Source organism: Nocardioides pelophilus, from assembly GCF_014180685.1.
Taxonomy (GTDB): domain Bacteria; phylum Actinomycetota; class Actinomycetes; order Propionibacteriales; family Nocardioidaceae; genus Nocardioides; species Nocardioides pelophilus.
Genome location: NZ_JACEHF010000033.1, coordinates 1 through 16,773, shown reverse-complemented (window position 1 = coordinate 16,773; position 16,773 = coordinate 1). Strand labels below are relative to the sequence as shown.

10 protein-coding genes are annotated in these 16,773 nt (G+C 70.5%); 7 read left to right on the top strand and 3 right to left on the bottom strand.

The features are described from left to right. Positions 1-11: 11 nt before the first annotated feature. From H0488_RS25245 to H0488_RS08490, 7 genes are all read left to right on the top strand, one after another. Positions 12-1,715 (top strand): DNA translocase FtsK, encoded by a 1,704-nt coding sequence (locus tag H0488_RS25245; RefSeq protein ID WP_376768461.1) that lies wholly within the window; start codon positions 12-14, stop codon positions 1,713-1,715. A 5-nt stretch (positions 1,716-1,720) separates the two neighbouring features. Next, positions 1,721-3,529, top strand: a complete 1,809-nt coding sequence (locus H0488_RS08515; RefSeq protein ID WP_220794344.1) for a helix-turn-helix domain-containing protein — start codon at positions 1,721-1,723, stop codon at positions 3,527-3,529. Positions 3,530-3,607: 78 nt separating this feature from the next. Further along, complete coding sequence (gene rimO, locus H0488_RS08510; protein ID WP_220794346.1) at positions 3,608-4,993, top strand: 30S ribosomal protein S12 methylthiotransferase RimO; 1,386 nt, start codon at positions 3,608-3,610, stop codon at positions 4,991-4,993. Next, the gene (gene pgsA / locus H0488_RS08505; protein WP_183098850.1) at positions 4,990-5,652 is read left to right on the top strand and encodes a CDP-diacylglycerol--glycerol-3-phosphate 3-phosphatidyltransferase; all 663 of its coding nucleotides are present in this window, start codon (positions 4,990-4,992) and stop codon (positions 5,650-5,652) included. The genes rimO and pgsA overlap by 4 nt, the downstream gene beginning before the upstream one ends. 227 nt (positions 5,653-5,879) lie before the next feature. Continuing rightward, on the top strand, positions 5,880-13,556 hold the full coding sequence (locus H0488_RS08500) for an ExeM/NucH family extracellular endonuclease (protein WP_183098849.1): 7,677 nt from the start codon (positions 5,880-5,882) through the stop codon (positions 13,554-13,556). Positions 13,557-13,615: 59 nt separating this feature from the next. Further along, a complete protein-coding gene (locus H0488_RS08495) occupies positions 13,616-14,083 on the top strand; it encodes a CinA family protein (RefSeq protein ID WP_183098848.1) in 468 nt (155 codons plus the stop codon). 117 nt (positions 14,084-14,200) lie between these two features. Beyond that, positions 14,201-14,509, top strand: coding sequence for a helix-turn-helix domain-containing protein (locus tag H0488_RS08490; RefSeq protein ID WP_446685606.1), 309 nt, complete (start codon positions 14,201-14,203; stop codon positions 14,507-14,509). Positions 14,510-14,627: 118 nt separating this feature from the next. Here the strand turns inward: H0488_RS08490 and htpX are convergent, their stop codons facing one another. The 3 genes from htpX to H0488_RS08475 all read right to left on the bottom strand — a co-directional run. After that, entirely contained in the window at positions 14,628-15,512 is an 885-nt protein-coding gene (gene htpX, locus H0488_RS08485; protein WP_220794343.1) for a zinc metalloprotease HtpX, read from the bottom strand. A 43-nt stretch (positions 15,513-15,555) separates the two neighbouring features. After that, a complete protein-coding gene (locus H0488_RS08480; protein WP_183098846.1) occupies positions 15,556-16,350 on the bottom strand; it encodes a DNA-formamidopyrimidine glycosylase family protein in 795 nt (264 codons plus the stop codon). 5 nt (positions 16,351-16,355) lie between these two features. Further along, on the bottom strand, positions 16,356-16,773 hold a 418-nt coding region (locus tag H0488_RS08475; protein WP_220794342.1), incomplete at its 5' end, for a hypothetical protein.

Sequence of the window (16,773 nt, the reverse complement as noted above, 5' to 3'; positions counted from 1 at the left end):
TCGACCCGCTCATGGGCGACCCCGCCTACGACTCGCCCCTCCTGGCAGACCAGCCCAAGAAGCGGCGCGGCCGCAAGGCAGCCGCCGCCGTCGAGGAGTCGATGGAGCTCCGCGAGCCGATCGACCTGGCGCTCACCGACGACGCGGCAGCCGCGTCGCCGCTCGTCCAGGCCGACGAGACCAGCGACCTCGAGCCGCCGCCGCACGCGCAGCTGCCGCAGCGGGTCGAGCAGCTCGCGCTGTCCGGCGACATCGCCTACTCGCTGCCCACCAGCGACGCGCTCAAGCCCGGCTCCCCGCACCGCGCGCGGTCCAAGGCGAGCGACGCGGTGGTCGAGCGGCTCACCCAGGTGTTCGAGGAGTTCAGCATCGACGTGCAGGTCACCGGCTACACCCGGGGCCCGACCGTCACCCGCTACGAGATCGAGCTCGGCACCGGCGTCAAGGTCGAGAAGATCCTCGGCGTCTCGCGCAACATCTCCTACGCCGTCGGCTCGGAGGACGTGCGGATCCTCAGCCCGATCCCGGGCAAGTCCGCGGTCGGCGTCGAGATCCCCAACGTCGACAAGGAGATCGTCTCCCTCGGTGACGTGCTGCGGTCGACCGCCGCCCGCAACGACCACCACCCGATGGTCGCCGGGCTCGGCAAGGACGTCGAGGGCGGCTTCGTGGTCGCCAACATGGCGAAGATGCCGCACCTGCTGGTCGCCGGTGCGACCGGCTCCGGCAAGTCCAGCTTCATCAACTCGCTGATCACGTCGGTGCTGATGCGGGCGACGCCCGACGAGGTGCGGATGATCATGGTCGACCCCAAGCGGGTGGAGCTGAACAACTACGAGGGCGTGCCGCACCTGATCACGCCGATCATCACCAGCCCCAAGAAGGCCGCCGAGGCGCTGGCGTGGGTCTGCCGCGAGATGGACATGCGGTACGACGACCTCGCGAACTTCGGCTTCCGGCACATCGACGACTTCAACAAGGCCGTCCGCGCGGGCAAGGTCGAGGTTCCGGCTGCGAGCGAGCGGGTGCTCACGCCGTACCCCTACCTGCTGGTGATCGTCGACGAGCTCGCCGACCTGATGATGGTGGCGCCGCGCGACGTGGAGGACTCGGTCGTCCGGATCACCCAGCTCGCGCGCGCCGCCGGTATCCACCTGGTGCTGGCCACCCAACGGCCGTCGGTCGACGTCGTGACCGGTCTGATCAAGGCGAACGTGCCGTCCCGACTGGCGTTCGCGACCTCGTCGCTCGCCGACAGCCGGGTCATCCTCGACCAGCCGGGCGCGGAGAAGCTGGTCGGTCAGGGCGACGGGTTGTTCCTGCCCATGGGTGCGTCGAAGCCGATCCGGGTCCAGGGAAGCTGGGTGACCGAGGCCGAGATCCACCAGGTCGTCCGTCACTGCAAGGCCCAGCTCGAGCCCAACTACCGCGACGACGTCACCGTGCCGCAGAGCAGCAACAAGGTCCTCGACGACGACATCGGCGACGACATGGACCTCGTGGTCCAGGCGATCGAGCTCGTCGTGTCGACCCAGTTCGGGTCGACGTCGATGCTCCAGCGCAAGCTCCGCGTCGGCTTCGCGAAGGCGGGCCGGCTGATGGACATCCTCGAGAGTCGCGGCGTGGTCGGCCCCAGCGAGGGCTCGAAGGCCCGCGACGTGCTGGTGAAACCCGATGAGCTCGACTCCGTGATCGCGACCATCCAGGGGGAGTGACGGACATGGACGACAACACCTTCGACACCGACCTTCTCCACGCCGACCCGACCCCGGCCGAGGCGCCCGAACCCGCCGCCGAGGCCGAACGCGCCGACCAGGTGGAGGTGCGCCGCAACGTGGTGCTCTCGGCCGCGGTCGGTGTGGTCGCCGCCGTCCTCACCGGGGCGTTCGCGCTGCGGGCGTTCGGCGACGGCAGCGCGCTCGACTGGGCGGCGTTCGCCGTGCTCGGGATGATCATGGTGCTGCACCTGGCCGCGGTCGCCGACGGTCGCGCGCCCCTGCTCGTCGCGGACGGGCTCGGCGTCCGGCTGCGCGAGGGCGCCGAGTGGCAAGGCATCGCCTGGGACGACATCGAGTGCATGGAGCACCTGCCGCGGCGGCTGCCGTTCCGCGACGGACACCTGCTGGTGGTGGGGGAGAGCGGGCAGCAGCTGATCGTGCCGCTGACCCTCGCGACCCGAGTGGTCGGCGCGACCACCGCGACGGTGAGCGACGAGCTCGCGGCGCTGGCCGACGGCCGGGCCGACGTGGTCGAGGTCGTCGCCGATCTCGAGGAGGACGCCGAGCTCCTCGAGCCGGGCGACGGGTACGCCGACCCCGCCGACCCCGACGGATCCGCCGACGTCACCGACGCCATCCCGCCGCTGGGCGAGGGCACCGTCATCCTCGAGCGTCGCGGGATCGCGGCCGAGGTCGAGAAGCGGTTCCGGTCGCCGTTCGCCCGCCCCGCCCCTGACCAGGCGGATCCCCACGACACCGACGACACGATCGACACCCTCGAGCCGATCTCCGACGACGCGTCGACCGACGAGCTCGCGGCGATCGACCCGACCGACGACCCGACCGACGACCCGGCCGACGACCAGCCGACCGGTGGTGGCTCGCCGCAGCGCCCGCCCGCCCCAGGCCGCCCGGTCGTGTTCGGAGCCCGGGTGGAGGTGCAGCGCCGAGGCGACGGTCGCGTCAGCCACGACACCGGGTCGCACCCGACCATCGGTGCCAACGCCCTGCGCTCGGAGCCGGCCGTCCACGTCGAGCAGGCCGAGGGGACCGAGGTCGAGCACTCGCTGACCGTCGTCCTCGACGACCTGGTGGTGCACCCCGCACCCGAGCCGGTGATCGGTCCGCAGCTCGAGGCCGCCCGTCAGCGGCTCCGGCTGACGGTCGACCAGCTCTCCGAGCGGACCCGGATCCGCCCGCACGTCATCGAGGCGATCGAGGTCGACGACTTCGGTTCGTGCGGCGGCGACTTCTACGCCCGCGGCCACCTGCGCACGCTGGCGCGGGTGCTCGGGATCGACGCCGGCCCGCTGGTGGCGGCGTACGACGAGACGTACGCCGACGCTCCCGTCGACCCGCGCCGGGTCTTCGCCTCCGAGCTCGCCACCGGTGTCGGCGGTTCCATCCGCAGCACCCGCGGCGGCCGGAACTGGTCGGTGCTGATCGCGGCGGTGATGGCCGCGGTGCTGATCTGGTCGATCGCCCGGTTGGTGATGGACGGTCCCGTCGAGCTCGGCAAGACCCCCGTCCTCAACCAGAGCGGTGGCCTGTCCAAGGCGCAGAAGGTGCCGGCGGTCCCGGTCACGCTGACCGCGACCAGCGGCGGTGCCAAGCTGGTGGTGCGCGACGGCAACGGCGACATCCAGTTCAAGGGCGCGCTGGCCTTCGGCCAGACCTCGAAGCTCGAGATCGTCCCGCCGGTACGGATCTGGACCTCCGACGGCTCGGTCACCGCCGCCGTGGACTGCAAGGACCCGGCCCCCCTCGGCGACACCGGCGCCGAGGCGAGCAAGACCCCCCCCGCCTGCTGACGTTCCGCGGCCCTGGCGGGGGAGCCGCCATACTGGCGGGTAGCCATGACTTCCTCTGAGACGACCACCTCCCCGCCCCTGTCGGTCGCGCTGCTGACCCTCGGGTGCGCGCGCAACGACGTCGACTCCGAGGAGCTCGCGGGACGGCTGGCGGCCGACGGGTTCGCGCTCGTCGAGGACCCCGCCGACGCGGACACGGTCGTGGTCAACACCTGCGGCTTCGTCGACGCGGCCAAGAAGGACTCGATCGACACCCTGCTCGCCGCCGCCGACCTCAAGGACGCGGGCGGCGACTCCCACGTCAAGGCCGTGGTGGCGGTCGGCTGCCTCGCCGAGCGGTACGGCGCCGAGCTCGCCGACTCACTGCCCGAGGCGGATGCGGTGCTGGGGTTCGACGACTACACGGACATCGCGGCCCGGCTGCGGTCGATCGTGGCGGGGGAGCGGCCGCACGCCCACACTCCGCAGGACCGCCGCAAGCTGCTGCCGATCAGCCCGGCCGACCGTCCGGCGGCCGAGGTCTCGGCCCGCGCCCGACTCGACTCCGGCCCGATGGCCGCGCTCAAGCTGGCCAGCGGCTGCGACCGGCGCTGCACGTTCTGCGCGATCCCGATGTTCCGCGGCTCCTTCGTGAGCCGGCGCCCGTCCGACGTGCTGGCCGAGGCGGTGTGGCTCGCGGGGCAGGGCGCGCGCGAGCTGTTCCTCGTCTCGGAGAACTCCACGTCCTACGGCAAGGACCTCGGCGACATCCGGCTGCTCGAGACGCTGCTGCCCGAGCTGGCCGCCGTCGACGGGATCGACCGGGTCCGGGTGTCCTACCTGCAGCCCGCCGAGACCCGCCCCGGACTGATCGAGGCGATCGCCACCACGCCCGGCGTGGCGCCGTACTTCGACCTGTCGTTCCAGCACGCGAGCAACGCGGTGCTGCGCCGGATGCGCCGCTTCGGCGACCCGGAGAGCTTCCTCGGGCTGCTCGACCAGGTGCGCTCGCTCGCGCCGGAGGCCGGCGTCCGCTCCAACGTGATCGTGGGCTTCCCGGGCGAGACCGAGGAGGACCTCGAGATCCTCTGCGACTTCCTCACCGCCGCGCGCCTGGACGTCACCGGGGTGTTCGGCTACTCCGACGAGGACGGCACCGAGGCCGAGACGTTCGACGACAAGCACGACGACGACGAGATCCGCGCCCGGCTCGCGCACGTCACCGACCTCGTCACCGCCCTCAACGGCGACCGCGCCGAGGAGCGCATCGGCGAGACGGTCGAGGTGCTGGTCGAGGAGCTGGAGTCCGACCGGCCGGGTCACCTGGAGGGCCGCGCGGCCCACCAGGGCCCCGAGGTGGACGGAAGCACGCTGGTGCGGGGCTGCCCGGACGCCCGGGTCGGCGACCTGGTGCGCGCCGTGGTGGTCGGGAGCGACGGGGTCGACCTGGTCGCGACCGCGACAGCGACAGGAGAGCAGCGATGAGCAGTCCCGACGGTGGTACGACGGCGCCCGGTGACCAGGGGCACAAGCCGAGCAACTGGAACGTCCCGAACGCGCTCACCACGCTGCGGATCGCCTCCGTGCCCTTCTACGGCTGGGCGCTGCTGTACGACGGCGGCGACTCGGTCACCTGGCGCACGGTCGCGTGGGCGATCTTCTTCCTGGCGATGGTCACCGACAAGATCGACGGCGACATCGCCCGCAAGCGCAACCTGATCACCAACTTCGGCAAGATCGCCGACCCCATCGCCGACAAGGCGCTCACCGGGATGGCGTTCGTCGGGTTGGCGATCATCATGGACACCTGGTGGATGTGGACGATCACGATCATCGTGCTCGTCCGGGAGTGGGCGGTGACGCTGCTCCGGCTGTCGGTCCTGAAGACGGTCGTCATCGCCGCGGCCCAGAGCGGCAAGTGGAAGACCACCGCGCAGGCGCTCTCCCTCGGCTTCCTGACCCTGCCGCTGCTCGAGGTCGACGGCTGGCTCGACGTCCCGGGCGAGGTCACCTACGTCGCCGCGATCGTGCTCCTCTTCGTCGCGTTCGCGCTGACCCTCTGGTCCGGCTACGAGTTCTTCCGCGACGTCTGGAAGCAGCGCCACCACATCCGCGGGACGGCCCCGGCGCCCGACGCGGGCTGACGACGACCTCCCGCTTGGCAAAATTTCTGGGCGCTGGTCTAGTCATTCCACGCTGAAAACATCGTTTCGTCACGAAATAGTTGCGCCAGGTTTCTGAGTTTCCTTGCGCAACTGTCGGTGATCGGACTTAGGGTCAGCAGAACTTCCCCCACCTCTCGCTCGCGGCGTCAAACAGATGCGCCACGGGGCGGGTCCCTCGTTGTGCTCCTCCCGTGGAAAGTGCCTCCATGTCTTCACGCCCCAAGGTCCTGTTCGGTCTCCTCGGTCTCGGATTGACCGTCTCCGTTCTCGGCGTCGCTCCCGCCGCCCAGGCCGATCTCGATCCGGCTATCTCCTCGTTCCCGTACACGCAGGACTGGTCCAACGCCGGCCTGATCACTGCGAACGACGACTGGTCGGGCGTCGGTGGCGTCGAGGGGTTCCTCGGGCAGGACCTCACCACGACCACCGGGACCGACCCGCAGACCTTGCTGGCCGCAGGGAGTCTGGTCGCGAACGACAAGGACGTGGCGGCAAACCTCACTGCTACCGCCACCAACGGTGGCGTGGTCGAGGTCCAGGGCGACACGATCGCGATCCAAGGCAGCGGCACGGCAGACGCCCCGTACGTCGCGTTCCATCTGAACCTGACCGGCAAGTCCGACGCCAACTTCGCGTTCGATGCGAGGGACTTGGACGCGGGCATCGACAACACCACCCAGCAGATCGCGGTGCACTACCGGGTCGGCAACTCGGGCGCTTACACCAACCTGCCGGGGGGCTACATCGCCGACGCCAGCACCGGCCCGTCCCTCGCCACCCTGGTGACGCCCGTCAGCGTCGCGCTGCCCGCCGAGACAGACGGCCAGGCCGACGTGTACGTGCGGGTGATGACCACCAACGCTCCCAGCAACGACGAACTCATCGGCATCGACAACATCAACATCACCGCGACCGACGGTGGCGGCGAGCCGGACCCGCTCGCGGCGACCTCGCCGGGCAACAAGACCGGTGAGATCGACCAGCCGATCACGCCGTTCACGATGACCGCGACCGGCGGCACCGAGCCCTACAGCTGGTCGGCCGTCGGCCTGCCGGCCGGCGTCAGCATCAACGAGACGACCGGTGAGGTCAGCGGCACGCCGACCGAGACCTGCACCTGCGCGGTCACCGTCACGGTGACCGACGGCGCGGACCCGGTGGGCACCGACGACGTGGAGTTCACGTTCACCGTGAACCCGGCTCCCGAGGTCACCCCGATCCACGAGATCCAGGGCACGGGGCCGCGCTCGCCGTTCGCCCCGGCCACGGGCAACACGGCCGGCGACGTCAAGACCGTCCAGGGCATCGTCACAGCGCTCTACCGCACCGGCGGCTTCAACGGCATGTTCGTGCAGACGGCCGGCACCGGCGGTCTGACGGACGCGACCCCCGGGGCCTCGGACGCGCTCTTCGTCTTCGGTGGCAGCAACGCCGTCAACATCCCGGCCGGCATCGTGCTCGGCGACTCCGTCCGCGTGACGGGCCCGGTCAGTGAGTTCTTCGACAGCACCCAGATCACGCCGGCCAACTCCGCTGCCGTCGTCGAGCTCGGAGCCCCCCTGGACCCGGTCACAGGGCTGGAGATCGCTTATCCGACGACGACCGAAGGTCGTGAGGCGCAGGAGGGCATGCTGCTCGCGCCGACCGACACGTTCACGGTCACCAACACCTACCAGACCAACGGGTTCGCCGAGATCGGCCTCGCCACCGGCGACATCCCGCTGGTGCAGCCGACGGAGGTCGCGGCTCCCGACGACACCGCGGGCCTCGAGGCGGTCGACGCCGACAACGCGGCCCGGGCCGTGACGCTCGACGACGGCGCGACCATCAACTACCTCGGCAACAACACCAACAAGGCCATCCCGCTGCCCTGGCTCACCGGGACGACCTCCCCGCCGCGGGTCGGCGCGCAGGCCACCTTCCACGACCCGGTCATCCTCGACTGGCGCAACAGCCTGTGGAAGTTCCAGCCGCAGGCGCAGATCACCGACAGCGGCAGCGACCTGGTGACCTTCGAGGACACCCGGGCCACCAACCTGGTCCCGGCGGACGTGGGCGGCGACATCACGCTCGCGACGTTCAACGTGCTCAACTACTTCAACACCACCGGCGAGGCGTACGTCGCCGCCGGACCGCTCCAGACCCCGCCGGTCGACACCCACTGCACCTACTACAACGACCGGCAGAGCAACCGGATCGGCAACAACCAGTGCGGCACCCGCGGCCCCGGGATCGACCCGCCCAACGACGGTCGCGGCCCCCGTGGCGCTGCGACCACGGCGAGCCTGGAACGCCAGGAGGACAAGCTGGTCCACACGATCAACGCCCTCGACGCGAGCATCATCGCGCTGGAGGAGATCGAGAGCTCGATCAAGCTGGTCGGCGAGACCAACCGGGACGACGCGGTGGCCGGCCTGGTCGCGCTGCTGAACGCTGCCGACCCGGGCAAGTGGAAGTACGTCAAGTCTCCCGGTGAGGCGACCTCCGCCTCCGGCGTCGCCGAGCAGGACGTGATCCGCAACGCCTTCATCTACCAGCCGGCGCTGGTGACCCCCGTCGGTCAGTCGGACATGCTGTTCGGCACCACCCAGTTCGCCAACGCCCGCGAGCCGCTGGCCCAGGCGTTCAAGGCCGCCGGAGCGCCCAACAGCGACGCGTTCGCCGTGATCGCCAACCACTTCAAGTCGAAGGGCGACAGCGGCCAGGTCCCGGCCACCGGCGACAACGCCAACGACCCCTACGTCGGCGCCTACAACGGTGACCGGGAGCGGCAGGCCACCCGGCTCCTGCAGTTCGCGAACAACTTCGCGGCCGACCGCGACATCGAGGCGGTCTTCCTCGCGGGCGACTTCAACGCCTACACGATGGAGGAGCCGATCCAGATCCTCGGGGCCGGCGGCTTCGAGCTGGTCGAGTCCACCGACACCACCGAGGAGAGCTACTCCTTCGACGGTCGCTCCGGCTCCGTCGACCACATCCTCGGCAACACCGCGGCGATGGACATGGTGACCGGTGCGGACATCTGGGAGATCAACGCCAACGAGTCGATCGCCTACCAGTACAGCCGCTACAACTACAACGCGACGATCTTCTTCGACGCCGGCGACCCGTTCGCGACCTCGGACCACAACCCCGAGATCGTCGGTCTCGACCTGCCTCCGGTGGTGCCGACGACGACCAAGCAGATCCAGGTCCTCGGCACCAACGACTTCCACGGCCGGCTGCTGCCCGACGGTGGAAACGCCGCGGGTGCGGCGCCGTTCGCCACTGCCGTCGAGGAGCTCCGGGCGGAGAACCCGAACACCATCTTCACCGCCGCCGGTGACCTGATCGGTGCCTCCACCTTCGAGTCCTTCATCCAGGACGACGAGCCGACCATCGACGCGCTCAACGAGATGGGCCTCGAGGTTTCCGCAGCCGGCAACCACGAGTTCGACCAGGGCTACGAGGACCTCGTGGGCCGCGTCCAGAACCGGGCGAACTGGGAGTACATCGCGGCCAACATCGACGAGCCCGAGGGCCGCGACGACCTGGCCGAGAGCTGGACCAAGACCGTCGACGGCGTCGACATCGGTTTCGTCGGAGCGGTCACCGAGGACCTCCCGGTCCTGGTCAACCCGGCGGGCATGACCGGAGTCACCGTGCTCGACATCGTCGACTCGGTCAACGCGGAGGCCGCTGCGCTCAAGACCGCTGGCGCTGACGTCGTCGTGCTGCTGGTCCACGAGGGCTCGCCCTCGACCGACTGCTCGTCGACGAACTTCACCGACCCGGCAACCGCCTGGGGCAACATCGTCCAGAACACGTCGGCCGACGTGGACGCGATCATCTCCGGCCACACGCACCTGGCCTACAACTGCCGCTACACGGTGCAGGACTGGGTCGACGAGACGCGCACGGTGACCAAGCGACCGGTGGTCTCCGCCGGTCAGTACGGCACCAACCTCAACCAGCTGGTCTTCAACTTCGACACCGTGACCGACCAGCTGCTGGCGATCGACCAGGACGTGATCGGGACGGCCGGCGTCGGCTACGCGCCCGACCCGGACGTCCAGCTGATCGTCGACGCCGCGGTCGACTTCGCCGAGACCGCGGGCGCCGCGGTCCTCGGGCAGATCGACGGTCCGTTCAACCGCGCCATCTACAACCCGGCATCCGCCCCCGGCACCGAGAACCGTGGTGGTGAGTCCACCCTCGGCAACCTCGTCGCCGAGGTGCAGCGCTGGGCGACCCAGCTGCCGGAGGCCGGTGTCGAGGCCGACATCGCGTTCATGAACCCGGGTGGTCTGCGCGCCGACATGGCCGGAGTCGCCAACGGGGGCACGTTCGACCTGACCTACCGCGAAGCCGCGAACGTCCAGCCCTTCGCGAACACGCTGGTCAACATGGTGCTGACCGGTGAGCAGATCGAGACGCTCCTCGAGCAGCAGTGGCAGCGCACCCTCACGGGCAACGTGCCGTCGCGGCCGTTCCTGCGGCTCGGTGTGTCCGAGGGCTTCACCTACACCTACACGACGGAGCCGGAGACCGTGTCGGTACCGCCGGCATCGCCGGTGCAGACGACCCGCGGTGAGGTCACCGGGATGTGGCTCAACGGCGTCCCGATCGACCCGGCGGCGCCGTACTCGGTGACGGTCAACTCGTTCCTCGGCACCGGTGGCGACAACTTCCACGAGCTCGCCAACGGCACCAACAAGGTGGACACCGGCAAGGTCGACCTGCAGGCGATGGTCGACTACATGGCCGAGTTCGCCCCGGTCGGTACGCCGCTGCCCGTCGACTACAGCCAGCGGGCGGTCGAGGTCGAGTTCCCGGTCAGCGCGCCTGCGACGTACGGCGAGGGCGACACCGTCGAGTTCGCCGTCGCGTCGTGGAGCATGTCCAACGCCGGCGACGTCAAGGACACCGAGATCCAGGTCAAGCTCGGCGCCGACGTGCTCGACACAGCGACGCTGGACAACACCATCGGCACGCAGCCGTACGACGACTACGGCACGGCCTCCGTGAGCTTCGCGCTCCCCGCCGATCTGACCGATGGCGACCACGAGCTGACCCTGGTGGGCCAGCAGACCGGCACCGAGGTGCCAGTGGTCATCCAGGTCGACGACGGCATCACCGATGTCCAGATCCTCGGCACCAACGACTTCCACGGCCGGTTGGTCCGCGACGAGGCGCCGCTGGGCCAGGACTGCGACGACTACGTCTGCCCGGCGGCCGTGCTGTCGGGTGCGGTGAAGGAGCTGCGCGGAGAGAACCCGAACACGGTGTTCGCGGCCGCGGGCGACCTGATCGGTGCATCGACGTTCGAGTCGTTCGTCCAGGACGACGAGCCGACGATCGACGCGCTCAACGAAGCGGGTCTCGAGGTGTCGGCAGTCGGCAACCACGAGTTCGACCAGGGCTATGAGGACCTGGTGGGCCGGGTCCAGGACCGGGCGACCTGGGAGTACATCGGGGCCAACGTCGAGGAGCCGGCAGGTCGCGACGACCTGGCCGAGACCTGGACCAAGGACTTCGGTGGCATCACGGTCGGCTTCGTCGGTGCAGTGACCGAGGAGCTTCCGGCCCTGGTCTCCCCGGCGGGCATCGAGGGGGTCACCGTCACGGACATCGTGGACGCCACGAACGCGGCGGCGGCCGACCTGAAGGCCGGCGGCGCGGACATGGTCGTGCTGCTGGTGCACGAGGGCTCGCCCAGCACGTCGTGCGCAAGCCCGAACTTCACCGACCCGAACACCGTCTGGGGCAACATCACCCAGAACACCTCGGCCGACGTGGACGCGATCATCTCCGGCCACACGCACCTGGCCTACAACTGCTCCTTCCCGGTGCAGGAGTGGGTCGACGCCAACCGTGCGGTGACCGAGCGTCCGGTGGTCTCGGCCGGCCAGTACGGCCAGAACCTCAACCAGCTGGTCTTCTCCGTCGACGACGCCACGGGCGAGGTCGCCGCGAAGACCCAGGCGGTCCTGGCGCTGACCGAGGCCAACTTCACCGAGGACCCGAACGTGGTCTCGATCGTGCACGACGCGATCGACTTCGCGGCTCCGATCGGGGCGCAGGTGCTGGGTCCGATCGCTGCTCCGTTCAACCGCGCCAAGCTGGCCAACGGCACCACGGAGAACCGCGGTGGCGAGTCCACGCTCGGCAACCTGGTCGCCGAGGTGCAGCGCGAGCAGACGCCGGTCGAGCAGGGAGGCGCGCAGATCGCGTTCATGAACCCCGGTGGTCTGCGGGCCGACATGATCGGAACGCTGAACGGTGACGTCCGTGAGCTGACCTACCGGCAGGCCGCCACCGTGCAGCCGTTCGCCAACGGGTTGACCAACATGGACCTGACCGGCGCTCAGATCGAGACGGTTCTCGAGCAGCAGTGGCAGCGCACGGCCGACGGTCCGTCGGGCACGGTGGCGTCACGGCCGTTCCTGCGGCTCGGTGTGTCCGAGGGCTTCACCTACACCTACGTCGAGACTCCGGTCACGGTGAACGGGGTCGACACGTTCCAGGGTGAGGTCACCGGCATGTGGCTCAACGGGGTCGCGATCGACCCGGAGACGTCGTACTCGGTGACGGTCAACGCCTTCCTGGCATCGGGTGGTGACAACTTCCGGGAGTTCGCCAACGGCTCCGGCAAGGCCCAGTGGGGTGTCACCGACCTGCAGGCGATGGTCACCTACATGGACGAGCAGACCGCGAGCTCGCCGCTGCCGGTCGACTACAGCCAGCGGGCGGTCGAGGTGCACAACGTGGCCGACAGCTACACCGCCGGTCAGAACGTCGAGTTCGACGTCGCGTCGTGGACCATGTCGGCCCCCGGTGACGTCAAGGACACCGAGGTCCAGGTCAAGCTCGGCGACACCGTGCTCGGCACGGCGACGCTGGACAACACGATCGGCACGGCCGTCTACGACCAGTACGGCACCGCTCACGTCGACGTGGCGCTGCCCGACGGTACGCCGGCCGGAGCGGTGACGCTGACCCTCGTCGGTCAGGCGACCGGCACCGAGGTCATCGTCCCGATCACGGTCGCCAAGGCCGACTCGACGGTCACGGGCACGAACGTGAGCCAGGTCTACGGACAGGGCAGCTCGATGCACGTGACGGTCTCGGCCGACGGTGTGGTGCCGACCGGTCGGGTCGTGCTCCGTGTCGGAGACGTGGTTCTGGGTCAGGCCCAGCTGACCGACGGCGAGGCCGACGTGCCGATCCTGTCGAAGCGGGTCGGTCCGGGCTCGCACCAGGTGACGATCTCCTACCTCGGTGACGGTTCCGTGAAGCCGTCGACGGGCACGGCGACGTTGACGGTCGCGAAGGCGACGCCGACGGTGGTCGGGACGCGGACCGTGCTCGAGTACGGCTCCGGCTCGTTGATGGCCGTGCGGGTGGGTGCCACGGGTGTGGTCCCGACCGGCAAGGTGACCCTGCGGGCAGACGGCGTGGTGCTCGGCACCGGGACCCTGACCGACGGGATGACGGCCGCGACGATCCTCGCCAAGCGGGTCCCGCCCGGGGTCTACGAGGTGACGATCAGCTACAGCGGCGACCCGTTCGTGAGGCCCGGGACCGGGACGGCCACCTTGGTCGTCCAGAAGGCCACGCCGACGGTGATCGGGTTCGACACCTCGATGCAGTTCGGGCAGTCGGGGACGATGACGGTCAGGGTCAAGGCCACCGGTGTGGTCCCGACCGGGACGGTGTTCTTGAAGGCGGACGGGGTCCTGCTGGGTCCGGTGGCGACGCTGGTGGACGGCCGCGTCGTGGCGACGTTGGTGAGGAACCGGTTGCCGGCCTCGGCCACGCCGTACACGGTGACGATCAGGTACTCCGGCGACGAGTTCGTCAAGGCCGGGACCGGCACCGCCAGCCTGACGGTGCGGCCGTAGCCGAACGGAGTGCGTGAGGGGCCGGTCCGCGTCGCGGGCCGGCCCCCTACGATCGCGGCATGAGCGAGGCAACCTCCATCGTCGACCGGCTCGAGGAGCTCGACGCGACGCTGGCGACGGCCGAGTCGATCACCGGCGGCCGACTCGCCGCACGGGTCACCGACGTCCCCGGCTCGTCGGCGGTCTTCGCGGGCGGAGTGGTCAGCTACGCCACCGCCGTGAAGGTGGCCGTGCTCGGCGTGCCGGACAGCCTGGTGGCTGAGCACGGCGTCATCTCGGCGGAGTGTGCCCGGTCGATGGCCGAGGGTGTGCGCGCCCTGCTCCGGACGACGTACGCCCTCAGCACCACCGGCGTGGCCGGGCCCGACACCCAGGAGGGCGAACCCGTCGGCACCGTCTTCATCGGCGTCGCCGGGCCGGAGGGCACCGAGGTGGTGCGGCTGGCACTGGACGGCGACCGGGGCGCGATCCAGGCCGCGACCGTCGACGGAGCACTGTCGGCGCTGCGCGCGATGATCGACGCATGACAGCCGCTGTCCGGCGTCCTCGGCCGGTCGCGACCCGGAACATCGGGGGCTCGGGTAGCGTTGGTCAGAGACCGCGGGCCGGACGGCTGCGGGAGATGGTCGGGATGACGAGAGGAGATCGCCATGGCGCTGTTCCGACGCACGCTCGGTGACGTGCTTCGCGAGCGCCGGTCCGAGCTCGGCCTGACCCTGCGTGAGGTGTCCGGCACCGCCCGGGTGAGCCTCGGCTACATCTCCGAGATCGAGCGCGGCCAGAAGGAAGCCTCCTCCGAGCTGCTCGCCTCGCTGTGCGACGCCCTCGAGGTCCCGCTCTCCGAGGTGCTGCGCAACGTCGCCGACGCCGTGGCCGTCGAGGAAGGCGCGCTCGCGCCCACCCCCATCGCCTCGCGCACCAAGCCCGACACTGTCGTGGCGTCTGCCGCCTGAGGCGGCGCCGCGCAGGAATCCCCGGTCGACCGGGGATCCCTGCACTTGTCGGGCAGTGCAATGCCCGACAAGCGGGAGTTCTGCCTGCCTGATGTGAGCAATGGGGCCGGTGTGGCGACTAGCGCTGCTGGTGTGCCGCCAGCTCCAGGCGCGCGATCCGCTCCGCCATCGGCGGGTGGGTGGCGAACAGGCGTGAGATGTCCTGGGCGCGGAACGGGTTCGCGATCATCAGGTGGCTCGCGTTCTGGAGCTGCGGGGTCGCTGGGAGGGGCGCCCGCTGCGTGCCGTGCTCGAGCTTGCGGAGGGCCGAGGCCAGGGCGAGCGGGTCGCCGGTCAGCCGGGCACCGTCCTCGTCGGCGTCGTACTCACGGGTGCGGCTGATGGCGAACTGGATCACCATCGCCGCGAACGGCGCGAGCAGCGCCATCGCGATGAGGGCCAGCGGGTTCGGGCTGTCCTCGTCGTCGCCGCCGCCGAAGATCGACGTGAACGCCAGGAACTGGCCGACCGAGCTGATCACACCGGCGACCGCGGCCGCCACCGACGAGGTGAGGATGTCGCGGTTGTAGACGTGCATGAGCTCGTGGCCGAGGACCCCGCGCAGCTCACGCTCGTCGAGCAGCCGGAGGATGCCCTCGGTGCAGCACACGGCTGCGTTGGCGGGGTTGCGTCCGGTCGCGAAGGCGTTGGGGGCGTCGGTGGGGGAGATGTAGAGCCGTGGCATCGGCTTGCCGGCGGCGGTCGACAGCTCGCGCACGATCCGGTGCATCGCCGGCGCCTGCGCCTCCGTGACGGGGTAGGCGTGCATGGCGCGGATCGCAAGCTTGTCGGAGTTCCAGTAGCCGTACGCCGTCGCGCCGACGCCGATCAGTGCGAAGACCCAGATGAAGATCGAGCTGCCGGTCGCGGCCGAGATCGCGCCGCCGACGGCCAGGAGCAGGCCGATGATGGCCGCGAACAGGGCGGCCGTCTTGAGTCCGTTGAAATGCTGGTGCACGTCCATTTCAACGTGACTGGCCGGGCGCCCGTTCCCGACGCGACCGGGGTCACAGGGAGCTCTCAGGCTGGCACGAGGGGCACCAGTACGTCGTGCGCTCGCGGCCGGCCTCGCCGACCGAGCCGGCCCGGATCGGGGTGCCGCACCGCAGGCACGGTTGGCGCTGGCGGCGGTAGACCCAGACCGTGCCCTTGCGCTCACCGGCCGTGGTGGGCCGGCCGTGGTAGACGCCGTTCTTCAGCAGCTGTCGACCGCGGCGGAGCAGTCGCGCCGGGTCACCCACGGCGCTGACCGACCCCAAGGGGTGGGCACCCTGGAGGAAGCAGAGCTCGGCCAGGTAGATGGTCCCGATGCCGGCGACGACCGTCTGGTCGAGCAACGCCTCGCCCAGGACCCGGTCCGGGTCGGCGAGGAGGCGGCGCAGCGCGTCCGGCTCGTCGAACTGCTCGGCCATCAGGTCCGGACCGAGGTGGCCGATGGCCCCGCCCTCGTCTGCGGTGGGGAACAGCTCGACCAGGCCGAGCGCGAAGCCGACGGCCTCCCGGCCGTCGGTGCGGAGCACGACCCGCGCCTCGTGCGCCGGCCGAGGCCAGCGCCGCCCGGCATCGACGATCCGCCAGACCCCCTCCATCTTCAGGTGGGTGTGGAGCGTGAGCTCGCGGCCGTCGTGCTCGAGGCGGGTCAGCAGGTGCTTGCCGTGGGTGCCGGTGCCGCGGACCACGGCGCCGGAGAGGTCGACGGTCGCCAGCGACGGCCAGCGGAAGTCGGTCGCCGTCAGGACGCGACCCGCGAGCGCACGGTCGAGCCGGCGCGCGGTGAGGAAGACGGCGTCACCCTCGGGCATGACTGCTAGGCCCGGATCCGCAGCCCGCGCGGGGTGGCCACGAAGCCGGCGGCATCGAGCGCGGCGCGCAGCGCGCTCGGCCCGGACCCGAGCAGCGGCGCGCCGTCGGCCTTCTCGACGGTGAGCCGGCCCAGGGTGCCTCGGCGGACGGCGGTCGAGAGCGCCTCCGCGGCCGGACCGAGGAGGTCGTCCTCGTCGCTCCAGGTGAGCAGGGTGCGGCCACCGCGCTCGACGTAGAGCACCAGCGCCCCGTCGACGAGTACGACGATCGCGCCCGCCTTGCGACCGGGCCGGTGTCCGCCGTCGCCCGGGTCGGCGGGCCAGGGGAGGGCCGCGCCGTAGGGGTTGGCCGGGTCGGTGGCGGCCAGCGCGATCGCGACCGGCTTGTCGTGGTCCGGCACGGTGGCGAACGTGCGGAGCCGG

Excerpts from the sequence above, each read along its gene's own strand:
- H0488_RS08515 (WP_220794344.1), top strand. The coding sequence starts at position 1,721 with ATGGACGACAACACCTTCGACACCGACCTTCTCCACGCCGACCCGACC.
- htpX (WP_220794343.1), bottom strand. The coding sequence starts at position 15,512 with ATGGACGTGCACCAGCATTTCAACGGACTCAAGACGGCCGCCCTGTTC.
- H0488_RS08480 (WP_183098846.1), bottom strand. The coding sequence starts at position 16,350 with ATGCCCGAGGGTGACGCCGTCTTCCTCACCGCGCGCCGGCTCGACCGT.
- H0488_RS25245 (WP_376768461.1), top strand. The coding sequence starts at position 12 with ATGGGCGACCCCGCCTACGACTCGCCCCTCCTGGCAGACCAGCCCAAG.
- H0488_RS08500 (WP_183098849.1), top strand. The coding sequence starts at position 5,880 with ATGTCTTCACGCCCCAAGGTCCTGTTCGGTCTCCTCGGTCTCGGATTG.
- H0488_RS08495 (WP_183098848.1), top strand. The coding sequence starts at position 13,616 with ATGAGCGAGGCAACCTCCATCGTCGACCGGCTCGAGGAGCTCGACGCG.
- pgsA (WP_183098850.1), top strand. The coding sequence starts at position 4,990 with ATGAGCAGTCCCGACGGTGGTACGACGGCGCCCGGTGACCAGGGGCAC.